General features: G+C 73.6%; 25 protein-coding genes and 1 tRNA gene. 9 read left to right on the top strand and 17 right to left on the bottom strand.

Annotated features, from left to right (window positions below; translation table 11 throughout):
- The first annotated feature begins 6 nt into the window (after positions 1-6).
- The 3 genes from bcp to AC0GKK_RS09330 all read left to right on the top strand — a co-directional run bounded on the left by bcp (position 7) and on the right by AC0GKK_RS09330 (position 1,233).
- Entirely contained in the window at positions 7-474 is a 468-nt protein-coding gene (bcp, locus tag AC0GKK_RS09320) for a thioredoxin-dependent thiol peroxidase (RefSeq protein WP_073576290.1), read from the top strand.
- A gap of 35 nt (positions 475-509) precedes the next feature.
- Entirely contained in the window at positions 510-1,160 is a 651-nt protein-coding gene (locus AC0GKK_RS09325) for a hypothetical protein (protein WP_405418931.1), read from the top strand.
- A tRNA-Leu gene (locus tag AC0GKK_RS09330) sits at positions 1,160-1,233 on the top strand. The genes AC0GKK_RS09325 and AC0GKK_RS09330 overlap by 1 nt, the downstream gene beginning before the upstream one ends.
- Positions 1,234-1,251: 18 nt before the next feature.
- Here AC0GKK_RS09330 and AC0GKK_RS09335 read toward each other — a convergent pair.
- On the bottom strand, positions 1,252-1,965 hold the full coding sequence (locus AC0GKK_RS09335; RefSeq protein WP_476653999.1) for a TVP38/TMEM64 family protein: 714 nt from the start codon (positions 1,963-1,965) through the stop codon (positions 1,252-1,254).
- 177 nt (positions 1,966-2,142) lie between these two features.
- Between AC0GKK_RS09335 and AC0GKK_RS09340 the strand changes: the two genes are divergently transcribed.
- Entirely contained in the window at positions 2,143-2,541 is a 399-nt protein-coding gene (locus AC0GKK_RS09340; protein ID WP_208825034.1) for a carboxymuconolactone decarboxylase family protein, read from the top strand.
- Between the two features lie 4 nt (positions 2,542-2,545).
- Here AC0GKK_RS09340 and AC0GKK_RS09345 read toward each other — a convergent pair whose 3' ends face one another.
- The 10 genes from AC0GKK_RS09345 to AC0GKK_RS09390 form a co-directional block, all read right to left on the bottom strand.
- Entirely contained in the window at positions 2,546-3,226 is a 681-nt protein-coding gene (locus AC0GKK_RS09345) for a non-canonical purine NTP pyrophosphatase (protein ID WP_489883606.1), read from the bottom strand.
- Positions 3,223-3,978: a ribonuclease PH gene (rph, locus tag AC0GKK_RS09350; protein ID WP_208825061.1), complete on the bottom strand. Its 756-nt coding sequence runs from the start codon at positions 3,976-3,978 to the stop codon at positions 3,223-3,225. The genes AC0GKK_RS09345 and rph overlap by 4 nt, the downstream gene beginning before the upstream one ends.
- Before the next feature lie 67 nt (positions 3,979-4,045).
- A complete protein-coding gene (locus AC0GKK_RS09355; protein ID WP_346103913.1) occupies positions 4,046-4,831 on the bottom strand; it encodes an MBL fold metallo-hydrolase in 786 nt (261 codons plus the stop codon).
- Positions 4,832-4,839: 8 nt separating this feature from the next.
- Positions 4,840-5,241, bottom strand: a complete 402-nt coding sequence (locus AC0GKK_RS09360; RefSeq protein WP_073576166.1) for a hypothetical protein — start codon at positions 5,239-5,241, stop codon at positions 4,840-4,842.
- Positions 5,234-5,608, bottom strand: coding sequence for a hypothetical protein (locus AC0GKK_RS09365; RefSeq protein WP_073576167.1), 375 nt, complete (start codon positions 5,606-5,608; stop codon positions 5,234-5,236). The genes AC0GKK_RS09360 and AC0GKK_RS09365 overlap by 8 nt, the downstream gene beginning before the upstream one ends.
- Positions 5,609-5,670: 62 nt before the next feature.
- Positions 5,671-6,501 carry a glutamate racemase gene (gene murI / locus AC0GKK_RS09370; protein WP_062400757.1) on the bottom strand — a complete coding sequence of 277 codons (831 nt, stop codon included), beginning with the start codon at positions 6,499-6,501 and terminating at the stop codon, positions 5,671-5,673.
- A gap of 3 nt (positions 6,502-6,504) precedes the next feature.
- Positions 6,505-7,101 carry a rhomboid family intramembrane serine protease gene (locus AC0GKK_RS09375; RefSeq protein ID WP_489883607.1) on the bottom strand — a complete coding sequence of 199 codons (597 nt, stop codon included), beginning with the start codon at positions 7,099-7,101 and terminating at the stop codon, positions 6,505-6,507.
- Between the two features lie 49 nt (positions 7,102-7,150).
- Positions 7,151-8,098 (bottom strand): PLP-dependent cysteine synthase family protein, encoded by a 948-nt coding sequence (locus AC0GKK_RS09380; RefSeq protein WP_073576169.1) that lies wholly within the window; start codon positions 8,096-8,098, stop codon positions 7,151-7,153.
- Between the two features lie 61 nt (positions 8,099-8,159).
- Positions 8,160-8,435 carry a MoaD/ThiS family protein gene (locus tag AC0GKK_RS09385; protein WP_073576170.1) on the bottom strand — a complete coding sequence of 92 codons (276 nt, stop codon included), beginning with the start codon at positions 8,433-8,435 and terminating at the stop codon, positions 8,160-8,162.
- A gap of 115 nt (positions 8,436-8,550) precedes the next feature.
- The gene (locus tag AC0GKK_RS09390; RefSeq protein ID WP_476653995.1) at positions 8,551-9,045 is read right to left on the bottom strand and encodes a M67 family metallopeptidase; all 495 of its coding nucleotides are present in this window, start codon (positions 9,043-9,045) and stop codon (positions 8,551-8,553) included.
- Between the two features lie 134 nt (positions 9,046-9,179).
- On the opposite strand from AC0GKK_RS09390, the gene AC0GKK_RS09395 reads away from it, so the two are divergent.
- Positions 9,180-10,868 carry a bifunctional metallophosphatase/5'-nucleotidase gene (locus AC0GKK_RS09395; RefSeq protein ID WP_489883608.1) on the top strand — a complete coding sequence of 563 codons (1,689 nt, stop codon included), beginning with the start codon at positions 9,180-9,182 and terminating at the stop codon, positions 10,866-10,868.
- Positions 10,869-10,884: 16 nt separating this feature from the next.
- On the opposite strand, the gene AC0GKK_RS09400 is transcribed toward AC0GKK_RS09395, so the two are convergent.
- Entirely contained in the window at positions 10,885-11,436 is a 552-nt protein-coding gene (locus AC0GKK_RS09400; RefSeq protein ID WP_062400754.1) for a DUF2017 domain-containing protein, read from the bottom strand.
- A gap of 2 nt (positions 11,437-11,438) precedes the next feature.
- On the bottom strand, positions 11,439-11,747 hold the full coding sequence (gene clpS, locus AC0GKK_RS09405) for an ATP-dependent Clp protease adapter ClpS (protein WP_060710877.1): 309 nt from the start codon (positions 11,745-11,747) through the stop codon (positions 11,439-11,441).
- Positions 11,748-11,785: 38 nt separating this feature from the next.
- On the opposite strand from clpS, the gene AC0GKK_RS09410 reads away from it, so the two are divergent.
- The gene (locus AC0GKK_RS09410; protein WP_251785510.1) at positions 11,786-13,072 is read left to right on the top strand and encodes a nicotinate phosphoribosyltransferase; all 1,287 of its coding nucleotides are present in this window, start codon (positions 11,786-11,788) and stop codon (positions 13,070-13,072) included.
- Between the two features lie 3 nt (positions 13,073-13,075).
- Positions 13,076-13,651 (top strand): isochorismatase family protein, encoded by a 576-nt coding sequence (locus AC0GKK_RS09415; protein ID WP_489883609.1) that lies wholly within the window; start codon positions 13,076-13,078, stop codon positions 13,649-13,651.
- A gap of 69 nt (positions 13,652-13,720) precedes the next feature.
- Here the strand turns inward: AC0GKK_RS09415 and AC0GKK_RS09420 are convergent, their stop codons facing one another.
- Entirely contained in the window at positions 13,721-15,556 is a 1,836-nt protein-coding gene (locus AC0GKK_RS09420; RefSeq protein WP_476653992.1) for a BCCT family transporter, read from the bottom strand.
- A 734-nt stretch (positions 15,557-16,290) separates the two neighbouring features.
- On the opposite strand from AC0GKK_RS09420, the gene AC0GKK_RS09425 reads away from it, so the two are divergent.
- Positions 16,291-17,439: an aromatic ring-hydroxylating oxygenase subunit alpha gene (locus AC0GKK_RS09425; RefSeq protein WP_405418949.1), complete on the top strand. Its 1,149-nt coding sequence runs from the start codon at positions 16,291-16,293 to the stop codon at positions 17,437-17,439.
- 274 nt (positions 17,440-17,713) lie between these two features.
- Here AC0GKK_RS09425 and purU read toward each other — a convergent pair whose 3' ends face one another.
- A complete protein-coding gene (purU, locus tag AC0GKK_RS09430; RefSeq protein ID WP_405418950.1) occupies positions 17,714-18,562 on the bottom strand; it encodes a formyltetrahydrofolate deformylase in 849 nt (282 codons plus the stop codon).
- Positions 18,563-18,700: 138 nt separating this feature from the next.
- On the opposite strand from purU, the gene AC0GKK_RS09435 reads away from it, so the two are divergent.
- A complete protein-coding gene (locus AC0GKK_RS09435; protein ID WP_489883610.1) occupies positions 18,701-19,366 on the top strand; it encodes a GntR family transcriptional regulator in 666 nt (221 codons plus the stop codon).
- Here the strand turns inward: AC0GKK_RS09435 and AC0GKK_RS09440 are convergent.
- Positions 19,329-20,258, bottom strand: coding sequence for a bifunctional 5,10-methylenetetrahydrofolate dehydrogenase/5,10-methenyltetrahydrofolate cyclohydrolase (locus AC0GKK_RS09440; RefSeq protein ID WP_476653991.1), 930 nt, complete (start codon positions 20,256-20,258; stop codon positions 19,329-19,331). The two genes, AC0GKK_RS09435 and AC0GKK_RS09440, sit on opposite strands and share 38 nt — an antisense overlap.
- Entirely contained in the window at positions 20,255-20,875 is a 621-nt protein-coding gene (locus tag AC0GKK_RS09445; RefSeq protein ID WP_489883611.1) for a cyclodeaminase/cyclohydrolase family protein, read from the bottom strand. The genes AC0GKK_RS09440 and AC0GKK_RS09445 overlap by 4 nt, the downstream gene beginning before the upstream one ends.
- Between the last annotated feature and the right edge of the window lie 74 nt (positions 20,876-20,949).

Consider the following 20,949-nt stretch of genomic DNA (forward strand, 5'->3'; position numbering starts at 1 on the left):
ATCGTCATGAGCACACGGCTGCAGGCGGGCGACACCGCCCCCGACTTCACCCTCGACGACGCCGACGGCACGGCCGTCTCCCTGGCGGACTACCGCGGCCGCAAGGTCGTCGTCTACTTCTACCCGGCGGCGAGCACCCCGGGCTGCACGAAGGAGGCCTGCGACTTCCGCGACAACCTCGCCGAGCTGAACGGCGCGGGCATCGACGTGCTGGGCATCTCCCCGGACAAGCCCGCCAAGCTCGCGACGTTCCGCGACAACGAGGAGCTGACCTTCCCGCTGCTGTCCGACCCGGACCGCGAGGTCCTCACCGCCTGGGGCGCCTTCGGCGAGAAGAAGCTCTACGGCAAGACGGTCACCGGGGTCATCCGCTCCACCTTCCTGGTCGGCGAGGACGGCACGATCGTCGACGCGCAGTACAACGTGAAGGCGACCGGGCACGTGGCAAAGCTGCGCCGGGACTGGAAGGTCTGATGCCCGTCCGGCCGGCGGGCGCGGGGTGAGCGGACGTGCCCCGCGCCCGCCGGTGGACCGACGAGGAGCTGCTCGCGGCGGTGGCGGCGTCGCGACGGTTGAGCGAGGTGTGTCACCGGCTGGGCATCCGGCCCGGGCGGTACGACCAGCTGCGAGCCCACATCGTCCGGACCGGCGCGGACGCGAGCCACATCCCGGGCGCGTTCGACCCCGGGCACCGCAACCACCGACGGCGCTACACCGACGGCGAGCTGCGGGCGGCCGTCGCGGCCGAGGTCAGCGTGCACGCCGTGCTCCGGCGGCTCGGGTACGAGCCCAGCGGCGGCATGTTCCGGGCGGTGGTCGCGCACATCCGGACGCTCGAGCTCGACACGACACACTTCACGGGGCGTTCCTGGGCCCGGGGCCGGACCTTCCCGGGGCGGCGGGCACGGCCGCTGGCGGACATCCTGGTCCGCGGGTCGAGCTACCGCAGCAGCGCGACCCTGCGCCGGCGGCTCGTCGCGGAGGGGCTGAAGGCCGCGCGGTGCGAGGGGTGTGGCCTGACCGAGTGGCAGGGACGACCCGTCCCGCTCCAACTCGACCACGTGAACGGCGACCACACCGACAACCGGCTCGAGAACCTTCGTATCCTGTGCGCGAACTGCCACGCCCTCACCGATACCTGGTGCGGCCGAAAGAACTAGCCGGCGTACTCCAACTGGCAGAGAGACACGGTTTAGGTCCGTGCAAGTGCGGGTTCGAATCCCGCCGCCGGCACGCATCGCGTCGCCCGCCTCACCCGGCGGGCGGCGCGGTCCCGGCCGGCTCCGTCCCCCCGGGCGCGACTCCGCCGGCCTCGTCCGGCAGTGGCCGCCGCGCGGCGAGCAGCACCCCGCCGAGACCGAGCACCGCGCAGATCCCGGAGACCAGCAGCAGGGTCGGTGGTACGTGCCCGGTCACGGCGTCGCCGAGCGCGACGACGGCGATGGTGCTCGGCGCCGACCCGATCACGGTGCCGACCAGGTAGGGCCAGAACCGCACCTGGGACAGCCCGGACAGATAGTTGAGCACCGCGAACGGCACCATCGGGATCAGCCGCAGCGACGTCACCGCGAGCACGCCGTGGTGGTCGAGCCTGCGGCGCACCCACACCGCGCGCGGGTGGCCGGCGTAGCGGGCGACGAGCCGCCCGCCGGTGGCCCGGACGAGCGCGAACGCCACGACCGCGGACAGCGCGGTCGCGAACAGGGTCAGCGCCGCACCGCCGAGGGCGCCGAACAGCACCCCGGCGGACACGGTGAACACCGTCCGGGGGAAGGGCGGGACGTTCAGCGCGACCTGGAGCAGCACGAACACGACCGGGCCCCAGATCCCGGCGGCCTCCACGGCCCGGCGCAGCTCACCGAACCGAGGGACGGCGGACAGCCCCAGGGACCGGGCCACGAGTACGACGAGTGCGGCCGCGAGCACCAGCCCGAGGCAGCCCAGCAGAAACCGCCACCACCGCACGGAGATCACGGTACCGAGACCCGTGCCGGTGCCGTCGGCCGCGGTCGTCGCACGTGACCGGACTCCCCCGCGTGCGCCACCGGCCGCGGCCGTCCGCGTGGCCGGGCACCTCCGGGCGCGCCGCTGGCCGCGGTCGGCGCGCGTGCCGCCGCGGTCGGTCGTGAGAGGCTGCCGACCATGAGCGACTCGGGTATCGACCCCGCCGAACTGGACGCCGACGGGCTGGCCGTGCGCCGCGAGGTCCTCGGCTCGGACTACGTCGACGCGGCGCTGGGCCGCGTCGACGAGACGACCGCGGACTTCCAGAAGCTGATCACCCGCTACGCGTGGAACGAGATCTGGACCCGCCCCGGGCTGGAGCGCCGGATGCGCTCGGCGGTGACGCTGACCGCGCTCGTCGCGCACGGACACTGGGAGGAGTTCGAGCTGCACGTGCGGGCGGCCCGGCGCAACGGCCTGACCCGCGACGAGATCGTCGAGATCATCCTGCAGACCGCGATCTACTGCGGGGTCCCGGCGGCGAACTCGGCGTTCCGGATCGCGCAGCGCGTCCTGGCCGAGCCCGCTCCCGAGTAGTCCCTCAGCCGTCGGCGAGCAGCGCCTGCAGGTGCGGGACGAGCGCGCGCAGCGCGGTCCCCCGGTGCGAGGCGGCGTCCTTCTCCTCGGCGCTGAGCTCGGCCGAGGAGCGGTCGTCGCCCTCCGGGGCGAAGATCGGGTCATAGCCGAAGCCGTTCTCACCCCGCGGGGCGCGCAGCAGGGTGCCGCGCCACGTCCCGTGCACCACGGTGCGCCCGGGCACGGAGGCCTCCGCGTCCGGGCCGTCGGTGTCGCCGGGGGCGGGGTCGGAGTCGGGGCCTGCGGTGGCCGCGTCGGGCGTCACCAGCGCGGCGGCGCACACGAACGCGGCGCCACGGCGCTCGTCGGGGACGTCGGTGGTCTGCCCGAGGAGCAGCTGCAGGTTGGCCTCGTCGTCGCCGTGCCGGCCGGACCAGCGGGCGGAGAAGATGCCCGGCATGCCGTTCAGGGCGTCGACGGTGATGCCGGAGTCGTCGGCGATCGCGGGCAGCCCGGTCGCGGCGGCGGCGTCGCGGGCCTTGGCGAGCGCGTTCGCGGCGAAGGTCGCGCCGGTCTCGGGGGCCTCCGGGAACTCGGGGACGTCGGCGAGCCCGACGATCTCCACCCCGGAGAGCCCGGCGGCCTCGGTGATCCGGCGCAGCTCGACGAGCTTCTTGGCGTTGCGGGTGGCGAGCAGGATCTTCACGCCTCGCCCTCCCCCGCGGTGTCCGGGACGTCGGCGGCGGCCTGCGCGGCGATCTTCGGGTGCGGCGCGGCGAGCACCTCGACCTGCAGGCGCGCCAGCTCGGCGATCCCGGCGAGCGCGGAGTCCAGCATGGCGTCGAGGGTCGAGCGGGAGAACGTGGCGCCCTCGCCGGTGCCCTGGACCTCGATGAGGGTGCCGGTCTCGGTGGCGACGACGTTCGTGTCGACCTCGGCCCGCGAGTCCTCGGAGTAGGGCAGGTCGAGCCGGACGCGGCCGTCGACGACGCCGACCGACACCGCGGCGACCTGGCAGGAGATCGGCTTGGGATCGGACAGCTTGCCCTGCTCGCCGAGCCAGGTGACGGCGTCGCACAGGGCCACGTAGGCACCGGTGATGGCCGCGGTGCGGGTGCCGCCGTCGGCCTGCAGGACGTCGCAGTCGATCGCGATCGTGTTCTCGCCGAGCGCGCGCAGGTCGATGCAGGCGCGCAGGGACCGGCCGATCAGCCGGGAGATCTCGTGGGTGCGGCCGCCGATCCTGCCCTTCACCGACTCCCGCGACGAGCGGGTGTCGGTCGCCGAGGGCAGCATCGCGTACTCGGCGGTGACCCAGCCGAGGCCGGATCCCTTCCGCCACCGCGGCACCCCGTCGGTGACGCTGGCGGCGCACAGCACCTTCGTGTCCCCGAACTCCACCAGCACCGATCCCGCGGGGTGCTTCTGGAAGCCCCGGGTGATGGTCACCGGCCGCATCTCGTCGTCGGTCCGGCCGTCGGCCCTGCCCTCTGTTCGTGTCACCCGGCCATCGTAGGAAGCCGGTTCAGACCTCGAACACCGCGTCGGGCCGGGCGAGCTCGACGGTCCCGCCGAAGGCCGCCTTGGCCTCGGCGCCGAGGGACTCGCGGTCGAACCAGGCCGGGACGTGGGTGACGACCAGGCGCCGGGCCCCGGCGGCCGCGGCGTGCTCGCCCGCCTCCTGCCCGGACAGGTGCACCCCGGGCGGCCCGGCCTCGGCGTGCGGCCAGCTGGCCTCGCAGAGCAGCAGGTCGGCGTCGCGGGCGGCCTCGACGAGCCCGGGGCAGGCTGCGGTGTCCCCGGAGTAGGTCAGGACCCGGCCGCGGTGCTCGAGGCGCAGCGCGTAGGCGGGGCAGACGTGCACGACCTCGTACGCGGTGACGGTGACGGCGTCGTCCCCGGTGCCGACGGTGAACGGCTCGCCGACCACGAGGTCGTGGAAGGAGAAGACGTCGGTGAGATCGGTGCGGGCGTAGTCGGCCTCGGTGACGGCGTCGGCGCGGGCGAAGCGGGTGTGCGCACCGGCCGGGGCGTGCACGGCCAGCTTGCGCGCGGTCGCATCGAACGGGGGCCGGGGGTGGTAGCGACGGTGCACCACCAGCGACGGGAAGTCCGAGCAGTGGTCGGGGTGCAGATGGCTGAACACCGCGGCGTCGAGGGAGAACGGGTCGGCGTGCCGTTGCAGGGCGCCGAGGGTGCCGTTGCCGAGGTCGAGCGTGAGGCGGGTCGTCCCGGCCTCGACGAGGTAGCCCGATGCCGGGGACTCGGGTCCGGGGCCGCTGCCGGAGCACCCGAGAACGATCAGCCGCATGCGCGACCCTAACCCGTTCGTGAGGTACGCCGCAGCCACCAGAGCCCGACGAACGGCAGCACCAGCGGGACGAAGCCGTAGCCGGCGCCGAAGTGCGACCAGACCGTCTCGCGGGGGAAGTCGGCGGGGACGAACGTGGTGAACGCGCCGACGGCGAGCACGCCGACGAGCTCGAACACCACGGCGGACCAGGCGAGGCGGCGGAAGCCGGGGCCGGTGCCCGCCAGACCGACGGTGGCCAGGATGTAGACGAAGCCGGCGAGCGCGGACAGCGAGTACGCGAGCGGCGCCTCACCGAAGCGTTCGGCGATCTGCACGCCGGCCCGCGCCGAGGCCGAGAGCGCGAAGATGCCGTAGACGGCGATGAGGATGCGCCCGGGGCCGGTGGCGGTGGCGCGGGGCTCAGGCACCGGGCACCCCCGGGATCCACAGGCCCTGCAGGCGCAGCACGGCGACGAGCGTCCCGATCGCGCCGACGGCGATCACGGCGCCGCCCCAGCGGCTCGGCTCGGCGGTGGCGAACTGCAGCGCGATCACCGGGACGCAGACCGCGACGGCGAGGTAGATGAGGAAGGTCGACTGCTCGGGCAGGGTGACCCCGCCGAGCAGGACCCGGTACGCCGCGATCGCCGCCTGCACGACGATGAGCGCCACACAGATCCCGACGGCGACGGTGTGCACCCGGCTCGGGGGCCGGTTCAGCGCCGTCGTGACCAGCCCGAACAGCGCGGTGGCCGAGAGCGCCACGGTGATCACCAGGACGAGCGTTCCGATCACGGCGGGAACGCTACCCCCCGTTCCCGGTGCGGCGCGGAGGACCCGCCCGTCGCGGCCGGTGGTCAGGCGGACGGGAGCGCGGCGCCCGCGCGGCCCACGACCGAGCCGATCTCGGGGCCCAGGAAGCGGCGGCCGAGCCGGGCGAAGGGTTCCGGGTCGCCGGTGGCGAGGAAGCGGTGCGGCGCGGGCGGGGTCGTGTCGTCGCGCAGCAGGTCGTGCGCGTGCAGGGTCCGGACCAGGGTGCGGGCGGTCTCGTCGGCCGAGGACACCAGCGTCACGTCCGGGCCGAGGACGATCTCCAGCACCCCGGACAGCAGCGGGTAGTGGGTGCAGCCGAGGACGACGGTGTCGACCCCGGCGCGCTGCAGCGGCTCCAGGTACCCCTGGGCGACGCCGAGGACCTGGCGTCCGCTGGTGGTGCCGCGCTCCACGAAGTCGACGAACCGGGGGCAGGCCACCGAGGTGATCTCGGTGTCGCGGGCGGCGTCGAAGGCGTCGGCGTAGGCGCCCGAGGCGATGGTCGCGGCGGTGCCGATGACACCGATCCGGCCGTTGCGGGTGGTGGCGACGGCGCGGCGCACGGCCGGGCGGACGACCTCGACCACCGGGACCGGGTAGCGCTCGCGGAAGTCGGCGAGACAGGCCGCCGAGGCGGAGTTGCAGGCGATGACCAGCGCCTTGACCCCCGAGTCGACGAGCTCGTCGCCGATCGCGAGCGCGAGGCGCCGGATGTCGGCCAGCGGGCGCGGCCCGTAGGGACTGTGCGCGGTGTCGCCGACGTAGACGATCTGCTCGGCGGGCAGCAGGTCGATGACCGAGCGGGCGACGGTGAGCCCCCCGACTCCGGAGTCGAAGATGCCGATCGGGGCGTCGATACCGGGCGCGTCGCTCACACCCTAGGAGGGTAGGCGGTCGGCCTTCGCGACCCAGCGGGCGGCGACGACGCCGCCGACCGCGCCGAACAGGTGCCCCTGCCAGGAGACCATCGGGTCCGACGGCAGCACACCCCAGAGGATCGAGCCGTAGAAGAGGAACAGCACGACGGCGAGCAGGATCTGCCGTCCGTTGCGGGCCAGGAAGCCGCGGGTGAGCAGGAACAGGAACCAGCCGAACACGATGCCGGAGGCGCCGAGCACCGGCAGCGGCGAGGTCAGCCACACCCCCAGCCCGCTGATCACCCAGATCGTCGCGGTGACCGCGACCCACTGCACCGGCCCGCCGGACATGGCGAGGAACCCGAAGATCAGGAACGGCAGACTGTTGGCGGCGAGGTGCGCCCAGTCGCCGTGCAGCAGCGGCGCGGTGAGGATCCCCGCGAGGCCGTCGGTGCTGCGCGGGTAGATCGCCGCGGCGGCGTCGACCATCCCGCCGGACGCCTGGTCGACCGCCTCGATCGCGTAGAGCGCGGCGGTGAACGCCAGCATGATCACCGCGGCGCGCACCGGCGCGGGCGGCAGCACGCGGGCGGGGCGGCCGTCCGGGAGTGCGGTCATGTCACCCACGGTACCGGCTCGGCCGCCCGCTATGCCCGTTGTGCCCGGCTCAGGCCCAGAGGTGCCCGTCGATGCCCTGCGCGGCGGTCCCCAGGTCACCGGAGTACGCGCCGGTGGACAGGTACTTCCAGCCGCCGTCACACACGATCATGACGACGTCGGCGCGCTGCCCGGCGTCGAGCGCCTTGTTCGCGACGCCGAGTGCGGCGTGCAGGATCGCGCCGGAGGAGATCCCGGCGAAGATGCCCTCCTGCTCGACGAGCTGGCGGGTGCGGCGCAGCGCGTCGTAGGAGCCGACCGAGAACCGTCCGGTCAGCACGGTCTCGTCGTAGAGCTCCGGGACGAAGCCCTCCGAGAGGTTCCGCAGGCCGTAGACGAGCTCGCCGTACCGCGGCTCCGCCGCGACGACCTGCACGTCGGGCTTGTGCTCGCGCAGGTAGCGCCCGGCGCCGACGAGGGTGCCGGTGGTGCCGAGCCCGGCGACGAAGTGGGTGATCGACGGCAGGTCCCGCAGGATCTCCGGGCCGGTACCGCGGTAGTGCGCGTCGGTGTTGGCCGGGTTGCCGTACTGGTAGAGCATCACCCAGTCCGGGTGCTCGGCCGCCAGCTGCTTGGCGACGGCGACGGCCTGGTTCGAGCCGCCCGCCGCCGGCGAGGAGATGATCTGTGCCCCGTACATCGCCAGCAGCTGGCGACGCTCCTCGGAGGTGTTCTCCGGCATCACGCAGATGATCTCGTAGCCCTTGAGCCTCGCGGCCATCGCGAGCGAGATCCCGGTGTTGCCCGAGGTGGGCTCCAGGATCGTGCAGCCGGGCGTGAGCAACCCCTGCTTCTCGGCGTCGGTGATCATCGCCAGCGCGGGCCGGTCCTTGATCGAGCCGGTGGGGTTGCGGTCCTCCAGCTTCGCCCACAGCCGCACGTCCTCCGACGGCGACAGGGACGGCAGCCCGACCAGCGGGGTGTCGCCGACGGCGTCCAGCAACGAGTCGTAACGCACGGGTTCTCCTCACACGACGGCACCGGGCGGGGACGCCGCCCGGTGCCGGGGTCCGGTGGGCTCAGCGACCGCCGGCCACGGCCGGGAGGATCGTGAACGTGGAGGACTCGGAGACCGGGGCCTCCAGGCCGCCGGCGAAACGGATGTCCTCGTCGTCGACGTAGATGTTGACGAAGCGGTGCAGCTTGCCGTCGGTGATCAGACGGTCCTTGATGCCGCTGTGCCGCGACTCCAGGTCGTCGATGACCGCCGAGACGGTGTCGCCCTTCGCCTCGACGGTCTTCTCACCGTCGGTGTGCGTGCGAAGGATGGTGGGGATGGAGACGGAGACGGCCATCTCTGTGATCACTCCTGGTGGGTCGCTCTGGCGTGGATTTCTCACGCGCGACAACGCGGCCGGAGTACGGCGACATTCCCGCGCGACCTCCGGCGCGGGTGCGCGAGAGGGTCGATCAGGCCCGGTCGGGCACGTCGTCGGAACCGGTGTGGGAGAACATGTAGGACTCCACGACCGCCAACTCGTCCTCCACGACCTCGCCGTCGGCGAGGTGGTAGGAGCGCACCTCGGGCTCGGCGTCGGCGGTGGCGAGGCCCACGATCAGCCAGTGCTGGTCGGGGGTCCACTCCATCTGGGCGACGTCCTTGGGCGACGGGTAGGCCTCGGGCAGGCCGGTGTGCGCCACCGGGCGCCGCGGCAGCCGCGTGTGGGAGTGGACGACGAGCATGCGGCGCTCACCGGCCGCGTCCAGCTCGCGCTCCAGGCGGATGTCCTCGGCCGGGGCGAAGGCGAAGTCGCTCGCCAACTCGTCGGCGTTGGTCATCGGCACGTAGCGCTCGGGGTGCTCGCCGGTCTCGGGACCGACGAGCTGCCCGCACGACTCGACCGGGAAGTCCCGGCGGGCATGCGCGACGATCGCATCGACGAGGTCGGACCGGAGGACGAGCACGACCCGAGGATACGCGGCCCCGGCCGCGGGACCGAACACCCGCCGGGCCGGAACCGGCCGTTCACGCACCCGACACCACGTTCTGTGATCCCGGCCACGACCTCCCGGGCGGGGGTGCGTCCATACTGCGCTGCGTGCCCCCCTCCGGTCGCCGTGTCGGATTCGTCCTCGCCGCCGTGCTCGTCGTCGTCCTCGCGGTCGCGGTCACCGTCGAGGCGGTGACGCTCTCGGGCCGCCCCGCCGCGGGCGCGCCCGGCTCCGGCACGGTGCGGCTCATCGCGCTCAACGACCTGCACGGCAACCTGGAGCCGCCCTCGGGGTCCTCGGGCCGGGTGACCGACGACGCCGGCGCGCAGGTCGAGGCCGGCGGCGCCGCGTTCGTCGCCGCGCACGTCGCGGCGCTGCGGGCGCAGGCCCCGGCGAGCGTGGTGCTGTCCACCGGCGACAACGTCGGCGCGTCTCCGCTGGCGTCGGCGCTGTTCCGCGACGAGCCGACCGTCGAGGTGCTGGAGCGGATCGGCGTCGCGGCGTCCGCCGCGGGGAACCACGAGTTCGACGAGGGCATCACCGAGCTGCGCCGGCTGCAGCGCGGCGGCTGCCACCCGGCCGACGGCTGCCGCTTCACCCCGTCCTACGACGGCGCGTCGTTCCCGGTCCTGTCGGCGAACGTGACCGAGGGCGGGAAGCCCGCGCTCGCCGCGTCGACGGTGGTGGAGGCGGGCGGCGCCCGGATCGGCGTCATCGGCGCCACTCTGTCCGAGCTGCCCGACCTGGTCTCCCCCGACGGCATCCGCGGCCTGGAGGTCGGCGACGAGGTCGCCGCGGTCGACGCGGCGTCGCGCGAGCTGACCGCGCAGGGGGTGCGGGCACAGGTGCTGCTGCTGCACCAGGGCGACGAGGCGACCGGCGACGGCGGCCCGGACGCCTGTGCGATCGAGCCCGGCGGGCCGGGGTCGCGGATCGCGGCCGCGGTGTCCGCCGACGTCGACGCGGTGTTCTCCGCGCACACCCACCAGCAGTACGCGTGCTCGGCGACCGACCCGGCCGGGAACCCGCGACCGTTCGTGCAGGGCCTGTCGTCCGGCAGGCTGCTGTCGGTGGTCGACCTCGCCCTGACCGGCGACGGCGACGTGGACCGCGCCGCGACCGGCACCGCCCGCAACGTGGTGGTCACCCGCGACGTCGCCCCCGACCCGGCGGCCGCCGACGTCGTCGACCGTGCGGTCGCGCAGTCGCGGCCGCTGGCCGAGCGCCCGGTCGGCACCCTCGCCGGCCCGCTGCTGCGCGCGGCCGCGCCGTCGGGACTGTCCCCGCTCGGCACGGTGATCGCCGACGCCCAGCTCGCCGCCTCGCGCGGCGACGGCGCACAGCTCGCGCTGACCAACCCGGGCGGGGTGCGCGCGGACCTGGTGCCCGGCGCGGGCGGGCGGGTCACCTACGGGCAGGCCTACACGGTGCAGCCCTTCGGCAACATCCTGCAGACCATGACGCTCACCGGCGCTCAGCTGCGCGCGGTGCTCGACCAGCAGTTCACCGTCGACGACGGTCCGACGGTGCTGCAGAGCTCGTCGAACCTGCGTTACACGGTGGTGGCCGGGAACCGGGTCGGTGACATCTCCATCGGCGGCGTCGGAGTCACCGACGACGGCCGCTACCGGGTCGCGACGAACAACTTCCTGTCCGCGGGCGGCGACGGCTTCGACACCTTCACCGCCGGGACCGAGCTGGTCGGCGGTCCGGTGGACCTCGACGCGTTCGTCGCGTACCTGGGCGCGAACCCGGGCCTGGCCGCGCCGTCGACCGACCGGATCGTGCGCCGCTGAGGGGCGGCCGGGCGGGTCAGAGCCCGCGGACGCGGACCCGGACCAGGGAGTCCTGCACGTAGGTCAGCCAGTGGTAGACGCCCAGGTGCTGGGCCCGCGGGTCGTCGTCGGGCAGCTGCTCGGGCATGTCCTCGTTCACGTCGAGGGCGGTGCCGAGCGCGAGCCGCACGTCGTTGAGGGCGGCCAGCCAGGCGTCGACCTGGGCCTCGGTGAGCTCGAGCCGTCCGCCGGCCTCGGGCAGCGTGTCCAGCACGGTCGCCGCGGCGGTGTCCTTGGCCTCGATCAGCGACGGCTCGTGCAGCGAGCGCATCCCGCCGGCGAGATCGGAGTCCTCGGTGGTGAAGTCCGGCAGCAACCGGGCCAGCACCCGGTCGGTCGGCCGCGACGTCGGGCCGGTGCGGATGCCGGTCAGCTCGGCCAGCTCGTCGGTGGGCGCGAGCTCGGCACGACCGGCGAGCATCTGGCGGATCTCGACGAACAGGCCCCGCAGGACGACGGCCTCCTCGCCGGAGAACCCGGACGTGTAGCGGACGCGGTCGCCCCGCCCGCTGCGCTTCCAGCCGTTCACGCTCAGGCCCGCTGCATGGTGGCCCACAGGCCGGCCGCGTGGAGCTGGGCGACGTGGCCCTCCACGGTGTCCTTGTCCCCCGCCGACACCGCGGCGCGTCCCTTGTGGTGCACGTCGAGCATCAGCGCGGTGGCCTTCGCCTCGGGGTAGTGGAACACCTTCTGCAGCACGTAGGTCACGTACGACATGAGGTTGACCGGGTCGTTCCAGACGATGGCCTGCCACGGCGTGTCGGGGCCGGCGGACTCGTCCAGGTCGGGCGTGACCTGCTCGGTGGGCGCCGGGGACGGCGCTGGGGACGGCGCGGACATGCGCCCCATGGTGGCACAGGAGCCGTAGGCTCCCGGCCATGACCGGCACGGCCCTGCTGACCGACCGCTACGAGCTGACGATGGTGGCGGCGGCCCTCGCCGACGGCACCGCGGAACGCCACTGCGTCTTCGAGCTGTTCGCGCGCCGCCTGCCCGACGGGCGCCGCTACGGCGTCGTCGCCGGGACGGGGCGGCTGCTGGAGGCGCTGGAGCGCTTCCGGTTCTCCGCCGCCGACCTGGAGTTCCTCGCCCCGGTCGTCGACGCGGCGACCCTGGAGCGCCTGGGCGACTACCGCTTCTCCGGCGACGTCGACGGCTACCCGGAGGGCGAGCTGTACTTCCCCGGCTCCCCCGTCCTCACCGTGACCGGCACCTTCGCCGACGCGGTGATCCTGGAGACCGTCGCCCTGTCGATCTACAACCACGACTGCGCGATCGCCTCGGCGGCGGCCCGGATGGTGACCGCGGCGGCCGGCAGGCCGCTCATCGAGATGGGCTCGCGGCGCACCCACGAGGAGGCCGCCGTGGCCTCGGCCCGGGCCGCGTACCTGGCGGGCTTCGCGACGACGTCGAACCTCGCCGCGGGTGCCCGGCACGGCATCCCGACCGCGGGCACCGCCGCGCACGCCTGGGTCCTGCTGCACGACGACGAGCCGGCGGCCTTCGCCAGCCAGGTCGCCGCGCTGGGCACCGGCACCACGCTGCTCGTCGACACCTACGACATCCGCCGCGGCATCGAGTACGCCGTCGCGGCCGCCGGGCCCGGGCTGGGGGCGGTCCGCATCGACTCGGGCGACCTCGGCGAGCTGGCCCGCCAGGCCCGCGAGCAGCTCGACGCGCTCGGCGCCACCGGCACCCGGATCGTACTCTCCGGCGACCTCGACGAGTACGCGATCGCCTCGCTGCGCGCCGAGCCGGTCGACTCCTACGGCGTGGGGACCTCGGTGGTCACCGGGTCGGGCTCGCCGACGGCCGGGATGGTCTACAAGCTCGTCGAGGTCGACGGGCGCCCGGTGGCCAAGCGGTCGAGCGCGAAGGAGTCCCGCGGCGGGCGCAAGGCGGCGCTGCGCCGGTTCAAGCCGACCGGGACCGCGGTCGAGGAGGTCGTGTACCCCTACGGCACCGACCCGGTCCTCGGCCCGCACGACCGGGTGCTGCCGGTGCCGCTGGTGCGGGACGGGAAGGTCGTCGCCGACGACGTCGTCACCGGGCTGGAGGCCGCCCGGGAGCGGCTGCGGACGGCGCTGGTCGCCGTACCGTGGGAGGGGCTGAAGCTGTCCCGCGGCGAGCCTGCGATCCCGACCACCTTCCTCACCGGGAGCTGAGCCATGGCACGAGCGTTGATCGTCGTCGACGTCCAGAACGACTTCTGCGAGGGCGGCGCCCTCGCGGTGGCCAGCGGGGCCGCCGTGGCCGCCGGGATCGGGCCGCTCGCGACCGGTGGCCGCGACGGGCGGGTCTACGACCACGTCGTCGCCACCCGGGACGTGCACGTGGACCCGGGGCCGCACTTCTCCGACACCCCGGACTTCGTCGACTCCTGGCCGCCGCACTGCCGCGCGGGGACGCCGGGCGCGTCGTTCCACCCGGCACTGGACGTGGCGCCGATCGAGTGCGTCTTCGACAAGGGCGCCTACACCAGCGCCTACTCCGGGTTCGAGGGCGCGAGCGCGAACGAGTCGGGCACCCCGCTGGGCGACTGGCTCACCGAGCACGGGGTGACCGAGGTCGACGTCGTCGGCCTGGCGACCGACCACTGCGTCCGGGCGACCGCGCTCGACGCGTCCCGGCTCGGGCTGGCGACGACGGTGCTGCTGCACCACTGCGCCGGGGTGGCACCGGAGACGACGGAGCGGGCGCTCGCCGCGCTGACCGAGGCCGGCGTGGAGCTCCGCACCGCCTGACCCCCGGCGGCCCCGGCGCCGGACCGGCCGGGCACGCGCTCGTGGCGCGCACCCGGCCGGGTGCCGGACTCAGTGCCGGTCGGCGGTGCCGACCGGGGCGGGCCGGTCGTCGTCGGGCCGGTCGACCGGGGCGAGGGGGTCGACGACGGCGACCGGGACGGGCTCGGCCCGGTCCCCCGCCCCGTCGGCGGTCGCGGCGGCGGTCGCGGCGGGGTGGGTGCCGTCCGGGGAGGCGGGCTCACCGGAGTCGTCCTTCGCGAAGGACCCGACCTTCACGTAGAAGTCGTCGCCGTGGTTGTCGGTCGCCCACTCGACGGCCTGCTCCATCACCTCGGCGCTCTTCTCGGCGCGCAGGATAACCTTGTCCCGGCGCACGTCGCGGTGCAGCGCCAGGCACAGCAGCACCATGATCACCACGAACGGCGCGGCGACCAGGATCGTCAGGTTCTGGATGCCCGACAGGGCGTCCTCACCCCCGGTGACCAGCATCAGCACCGCGACCGCGCCCATCGCGGCACCCCAGAAGACCACGACCCACCTGCTCGGCTCGATGGTGCCGCGCTGGGACAGCGTGCCCATCACGATCGACGCGGCGTCGGCGCCGGACACGAAGAAGATCGCCACCAGGACCATCACGAGCAGGCCGGTGGCCGTGGCCCACGGGTAGGCGCCGAGCATCTGGAAGAGCTGGACGTTGGAGTCGTCGGAGAACTGCGCACCCTGCTGGGCCTGCTCGACGGCGGCGCCGCCGAAGATGCAGAACCAGACCAGCGAGACCAGGCTCGGCGCGAGGATGACGCCGCCGACGAACTCACGGATGGTGCGCCCGCGCGAGATCCGCGCCAGGAACATGCCGACGAACGGCGTCCACGAGATCCACCACGCCCAGTAGAAGACGGTCCAGCTCGACAGCCACTCGAGCATCGGCTCGCCGCCGACGGCCTCGGTGCGCCCGACCATCTCGAAGAACTGCGCGAAGTAGGCGCCCAGCGCGGTCGGCACCAGGTCCAGGATGATCACCGTCGGGCCGACGACGAACACGAACAGCGCCAGCGCCCCGGCCAGCACCATGTTGGTGTTGGACAGCCACTGGATGCCCTTGGCGACGCCCGACACCGCGGACAGGATGAACGCCGCGGTCAGCACGACGATGATCGCGGCGAGCACGCCGGCCCCCGGCACACCGTCGACCCAGCCGACGGTCTGCATGCCGCCGCCGATCTGGAACGCGCCCAGACCCAGCGAGGCCGCGGAGCCGAACAGCGTCGCGAAGATCGCGAGGATGTCGATCGCCCTGCCGATCGCCCCGTCGGCGGCCTTCTGCCCGATCAGCGGGACGAACGCCTGGCTGATCAGCTGCCGCCGGCCCCGGCGGAAGGTGGAGTAGGCGATGGCGAGGCCGACGACGGCGTAGATCGCCCACGGGTGCAGCGTCCAGTGGAACAGCGACGTCGCCATCGCGACCTGCATCGCCTCGGTCGTCGCGGGCGCGGCGGACCCGGGCGGCGGGGAACGGAAGAAGGTCAGCGGCTCGGTGACCCCGAAGAACATCAGCCCGATGCCCATCCCGGCGGAGAACATCATCGCGATCCAGGAGACCGTGCGGAACTCGGGCTCCTCGTCGTCGGCGCCGAGCTTGATGCGCCCGAAGCGGCTGAAGGCCAGGAACAGCGCGAACGCGACGAAGGCGGTCGCGGCGAGGATGAAGCCCCAGCCGCCCCCGCGCATCAGGGCCTCGATCATCCCGGACGCGGTCGTACGCAGGTTCTCCGGCGCCGCGACCCCCCAGACGACGAACAGCAGCGCCAGCGCGGCGCCGATCCCGAAGACCGTCCAGTCCGTGCGGGGGCGCTCCGGGGGCGCTCCGGGGTCCTCGGTACACGACCGGGGATCGACTTGCGTCATGACGTCTCCACCTCTGTCCGGGTGCGGGGGAAGTGCGGTCCGTGCGCCGCTCCGTGGGTCGGGCGGTCCCGCGGCCGGGATCGCCGGCGCGAGGGGTGCGGGGGCGGGTCCCTCCCGGCCGCGCAGGCGGCGCCAGAGGGGCGGCGGCCGGCCGGGGCCGAGCCCGGCCTCACCTGCTCCCATCAGATACTCGATTAATATATCTGTGCACGTTATGGTGGCCCCGAAGCGGCGGTCAAGACCCCACCGGCCGCTCGGAGCCCGCCGACACCGGAGTCGCCACCGTGCCCCCAGCAGTTCCGTCGCCCCGCCCGGGACGACCGGCCCACACCCCGGGCCTGCACGAACACCACTGCCGCGACCCCTTGACACCGACCCGGGAGACGCGCTCCCATCGTGGTGCGCATTGAGCGACTCGTTGCTTGTTACGCAACAGTTTCCCGTGTTTCTCGTGAGTTTCCGCGGCCCCGATCGCCGCCGTCATCGCGTCGGAATCCCACTGCAGGAGGTGATCCGCTGTGCCGCAACGCTTCCACCGTGACCGCACGCCGGTCGCCTCCGGCGCCCGGCCGTCGCGTGGACCCCCGGTCCCGCGGCGCCGGCCTCCGTAGCACCCCGACGCCGTCGCACCGATCCCGAGCTCGGCCCGCCGGAGGCCCACCCGTCGACGGCTACCGGCCTCGCACCCCGCCCCGCAGCCGCACGCCCGACCGTCGCCCACGAGGAGTACCGCCATGACGACCGGTGAGTTGTCGACCCCCGCCACCGAGGGGCAGAGCCTCCCGGACAGCCTGCGAGAGACCCTCGCCGGCCACTACTACACCGACCCCGCGATCTTCCGGGCCGAGCAGGACAACATCTTCCACAAGACGTGGTTCTGCGCGGTGCTGGCCGCGGACCTGGACAAGCCCGGCGCGTTCGAGACCGTCCAGATCGGACGGGAGAGCGTGATCGTCACGCGGGCCAGGGACAACTCCGTGCGGGCCTACCTCAACGTCTGCCGGCACCGCGGCGCGCGGCTGTGCACGGAGGAGAAGGGCGAGGTCAAGCGCTCCTTCCAGTGTCCGTACCACGCCTGGACCTACGGCCTGGACGGCAAGCTCATCGCGGCGCCGAACCTCAGCTCGATGCCCGACGTCGACAAGGTCGAGTACGGCCTGCACACCGTGCACGTCCGCGAGTGGCTGGGCTACGTCTGGCTGAGCCTGGCCGAGGAGCCGCCCTCCTTCACCGAGACGGTGATCGGTGACGTCACCACCCGGCTCGGCTCGCCGGACGCGATCGTCGGCTACGACGTCGAGAACCTGAAGCTCGGCCGGCGCATCTCCTACGACGTCACGGCGAACTGGAAGCAGATCGTCGAGAACTTCATGGAGTGCTACCACTGCGCGACGATCCACCCCGAGCTCACCGAGGTGCTGCCCGAGTTCGCCGACGGCCTCGCCGCCCAGTACTTCGTCGGGCACGGCGCGGAGTTCGGCGAGGAGATCAAGGGGTTCACCGTCGACGGCTCGGAGGGGCTCACCCGCATCCCGGGCGTCGCGCAGGAGCAGGACCGCCGCTACTACGCCATCACCGTGCGACCGTCGGTGTTCATCAACCTGGTCCCCGACCACGTGGTGTTCCACCGCATGTTCCCGCTGACCGCCGAGCGGACCCTGGTCGTCTGCGACTGGCTCTACCTGCCCGAGGTCGTCGACTCCGGCGCCGACATCGACCGCTCGGTGGAGCTGTTCCACCGGGTCAACGTCCAGGACTTCGACGCCTGCGAGCGCTGTCAGCTCGCGATGGACTCGCGCTCCTACGAGAAGGGCGGCGTGCTCGTGCCCAGCGAGCACCACATCGGCGAGTTCCACGACTGGGTGCGCGACCGGGTGGGCTGATCCCCGCTCCGTCCCGCACCACCACGACCGCCCCGCCCGGCCCGCCGGCGCGGGGCGGTCGTGCGCCCCACTCCCCCTTCCCGCCCCCCGGCATCGGGCAGAAGTGCACGAACACCGTGGCACCCCACCACGACGCGTGGCACCCCACGCGTCGGGTGCCACGAGACGCGAGGTGTCGCCGGGCCGGGCAGCGGCAGGCGGGACACGACCGACAGAACGCGGAACGGCCCCGCCCCCGCGGTGCGGGGACGGGGCCGTGGAGGCCGGAGCGGCGTCACCGGAAGACAACCGTGCTGCCGCCGGTCAGCAGCACCCGTCGCTCGCAGTGCCAGCGGACCGCACGGGACAGGGCGAGCGCCTCGGCGTCGCGGCCGACCATCTGCAGGGCCTTCGGGTCGTAGGAGTGGTCGATCCGGATCACCTCCTGCTCGATGATCGGGCCCTCGTCCAGGTCCGGGGTGACGTAGTGGGCGGTGGCGCCGACCTGCTTGACGCCGCGCTCGTAGGCCTGGTGGTAGGGGCGGGCGCCCTTGAAACCGGGCAGGAACGAGTGGTGGATGTTGATCGCCCGGCCCTCGAGGGCCTTGCAGGTCTCGTCGGAGAGCACCTGCATGTAGCGGGCGAGCACCACCAGCTCGGCGTCGAACTCGTCGACGAGCGACAGCAGCCGCACCTCGGCCTCGGGCTTGGTCTCCGCGGTCACCGGGACGTGCACGAACGGCAGCCCCGCCGCCTCGGCCATCGGGCGCAGGTCGGAGTGGTTGGACACGACGGCGACGATGTCGGCGCCGAGGCTGCCGGCCCGCCAGCGGAAGATGAGGTCGTTGAGGCAGTGGCCGAGCTTGGAGACCATCACCAGGATCCGGGCGGGGACACCGTCGGTGAAGGTGAAGCTCATGCCGAACTCCGCCGCGACGGCCTCGAAGTCGCGACTGACGGCGTCGAGGTCCACGTCCTGCTCCGCGCCGACCTGGGTGCGCAGGTAGAGGCGGCCGCGCAGCGGGTCGTCGAACTGCTGGTACTCACCGATGTCGCAGCCGTGCTCGAACAGGAACGCGCTGACCGCCCGCACGATGCCGGTGCGGTTCGGGCAGTCCAGGGTCAGGATGAAGGAACGGGACACGGCGGCCTCTCCTCGGTCGGACGCGGTCCGCGGAGACCGCGGCACGCTGTAGATGGTGCATTGATATATCAGTCTCAGTCAAGAGGTGTGGGGCTGTCCGAGGACTGTTAATCACACATGTCGCGTTAACATGCGACGGTGACCGCACTTCCCGACGACGCCGATCCGGAGTACACGTCCCTCGCCGACAAGGCGTATACGGTGATCCGGGATCGGCTGATCATGCTCGACATCCCGCCGATGACGGCCATCGACGACGTCGCCCTCGCGAAGTCCCTCGAGGTCGGTCGCACCCCCGTCCGGGAGGCGCTCAAGCGGCTCGAGATCGACCGGCTGGTCGTCTCCTACCCGCGCCGCGGGACGTTCGCGACCGGCGTCGACATCACCGACCTCGCCTACATCTCCGAGATCCGTGTGCAGCTCGAGCCGCTCGCCGCGCGCCGTGCCGCCGAGTACTCCGGCCCCGCGACCCGGGCCGACCTCGCCGAGCTCGCCGACACGATCGACCGGATCGACGTGCGCACACTGGACCGCGACGAGCTGATGCGCTGGGACCTGCACGTGCACCGGACGATCTACTCCGCGGCGGCCAACCCGCACCTCGAGGACACCCTGATCCGCTACGACAACCTGGCGACCCGGATCTTCTGCCTGTTCCTGGACCGGATGACCGACTTCGACCAGCACGTCGGCGAGCACTCGGGGCTGCTGCGGGCCATCGCGGGCCAGCAGGCCGACGAGGCGGCCGAACGGGCCCGCGCGCACGTCATCGGGTTCGAGAAGGCGGTCCGCCAGGTCGTCTGAGCGGGGCTCGGACGTGGGTGCGCGCCGAGCGGACGGTGTGCGCCAGCAGCAGCGCCGTGGTCACCGGACCGACACCACCGGGCACCGGCGTGAGCGCCCCCGGCCTCCGCGCGACGTCGACCGCGTCGACGTCGCCGACCAGGCTGCCGTCGGGCGCGGTGTTGGTACCGACGTCGACCACGACCGCGCCGTCGGCGACGTGCTCGGCGCGGATCAGCCCGATCCGCCCGACCGCGACGACCAGCACGTCCGCGGTGCGGGTGTGCTCGGCGAGGTCCTTGGTGTGGCGGTGGCAGATCCCGACCGTCGCGTCGCGCTGCAGCAGCAGCTGGGCGGTCGGCTTGCCGACGACCAGCGAGCGCCCGACGACGACCGCGCTGCGCCCGGCCAGCTCGACGCCGTGGTGGTCGAGCAGCTCGAGCACCGCGGCCGCGGTGGCCGGCGGGTAGGCGGGCAGGCCCGCGGCGAGCCGGCCCGCGGACAGCGGGTTGGCGCCGTCGACGTCCTTCTCCGGGACGATCGACGCGGCCAGCTCCTCGACCCGCGCTCCGTCGGGCAGCGGGGTCTGCAGGATGATGCCGTGCACGGTGTCGTCGCTGCTCAGGCGGGCCAGGGTGGCGCCGATGAGCTCGGGCGCGGCGTCCGGGCCGAGGTCGACGACCTCGCACTCGACGCCGACCCGGCGGGCGGCGCCGGACAGCGAGCGGACGTACCAGCCGGCGCCCTCGTCGGCGGTGGCGACGACGACGGCCAGCCGCGGTGCGACGCCGAGCAGGGTGAGCGCGGCGGCCTCGGCGTGCACGCCCCGGCGCAGCTCGCGGGCGCGCGCGGTGCCGTCGAGCACGACGTGGTCGGGGCGGGGGGGCGGCGGGGTGGGGGCCTGCGGGGTCATCGGCGGATCTGCTCCCGTACGTCGTCGGTCACCGTGTCGGCCCGGCGCAGCAGGTCGTCGACGCCGGTCAGTGCCGCGGACAGCTCGCTGCGCGCCGGCGGGTCGGTGAGGCCCGCCAGGTTGATCTCGACGTTGAGCCGGGCGGTGCTGGCCGCGGCCCGTGCGGCGTCGGCCGCCGCTCCCACGTCGCTGATCACGTTGGGGTTGCCGATCGGCCGCAGCCGCTCGGCGAGGTCGACCACCTGCTCCGCCGCGCGGATGACCTGCGCCGGGATCCGTCCCGCCTCGACCAGTGCGGCGGCGATCGCCGCGGTGCGGACCCGCTTCGCCTCCTCGGTGTCGCGCGGGAGTGCGTAGGCCGCGCCGACCGCACCGAACGCGCGGGCGTCGTCCTCGGCGAGTCCGAGGCCGGTGATGCGCAGCGCGTCGGCCCGGTTGCGGATGTCGAGGACGGCGTCGGCGTGCTCGGCGTGGCGCTCGCCGTCGGTGTAGCGGGCGACCATGCCGAGCAGGGCGGCGGCCTGGGCGAGGTGCAGGCCGGCCGTCGCGCCGCCCCCGGGGGCGGGGACGCGGGCGGCCAGGTCCCAGAGGAACCGGTCGAGGGTGTCGGAACGCATGGGGGTCCTTCCGTGCGGCGGTGCGACGGGCGGGGTGGCACGTCGGGGCCCGGGGCCCGGCGGGTGGGCCGGGC

The sequence above is a fragment of the Pseudonocardia sp. P-1 genome, assembly GCF_058111925.1.

Bases quoted from the DNA above. Each gene is read 5' to 3' on its own strand.
- bcp (WP_073576290.1), top strand. From the start codon at position 7: ATGAGCACACGGCTGCAGGCGGGCGACACCGCCCCCGACTTCACCCTC.
- AC0GKK_RS09340 (WP_208825034.1), top strand. From the start codon at position 2,143: ATGAGCGACTCGGGTATCGACCCCGCCGAACTGGACGCCGACGGGCTG.
- rph (WP_208825061.1), bottom strand. From the start codon at position 3,978: ATGCGGCCGGTGACCATCACCCGGGGCTTCCAGAAGCACCCCGCGGGA.
- AC0GKK_RS09355 (WP_346103913.1), bottom strand. From the start codon at position 4,831: ATGCGGCTGATCGTTCTCGGGTGCTCCGGCAGCGGCCCCGGACCCGAG.
- AC0GKK_RS09375 (WP_489883607.1), bottom strand. From the start codon at position 7,101: ATGACCGCACTCCCGGACGGCCGCCCCGCCCGCGTGCTGCCGCCCGCG.
- AC0GKK_RS09385 (WP_073576170.1), bottom strand. From the start codon at position 8,435: ATGGCCGTCTCCGTCTCCATCCCCACCATCCTTCGCACGCACACCGAC.
- clpS (WP_060710877.1), bottom strand. From the start codon at position 11,747: ATGTCCGCGCCGTCCCCAGCGCCGTCCCCGGCGCCCACCGAGCAGGTC.
- AC0GKK_RS09410 (WP_251785510.1), top strand. From the start codon at position 11,786: ATGACCGGCACGGCCCTGCTGACCGACCGCTACGAGCTGACGATGGTG.
- AC0GKK_RS09415 (WP_489883609.1), top strand. From the start codon at position 13,076: ATGGCACGAGCGTTGATCGTCGTCGACGTCCAGAACGACTTCTGCGAG.
- AC0GKK_RS09420 (WP_476653992.1), bottom strand. From the start codon at position 15,556: ATGACGCAAGTCGATCCCCGGTCGTGTACCGAGGACCCCGGAGCGCCC.
- AC0GKK_RS09425 (WP_405418949.1), top strand. From the start codon at position 16,291: ATGACGACCGGTGAGTTGTCGACCCCCGCCACCGAGGGGCAGAGCCTC.
- AC0GKK_RS09440 (WP_476653991.1), bottom strand. From the start codon at position 20,258: ATGACCCCGCAGGCCCCCACCCCGCCGCCCCCCCGCCCCGACCACGTC.
- AC0GKK_RS09445 (WP_489883611.1), bottom strand. From the start codon at position 20,875: ATGCGTTCCGACACCCTCGACCGGTTCCTCTGGGACCTGGCCGCCCGC.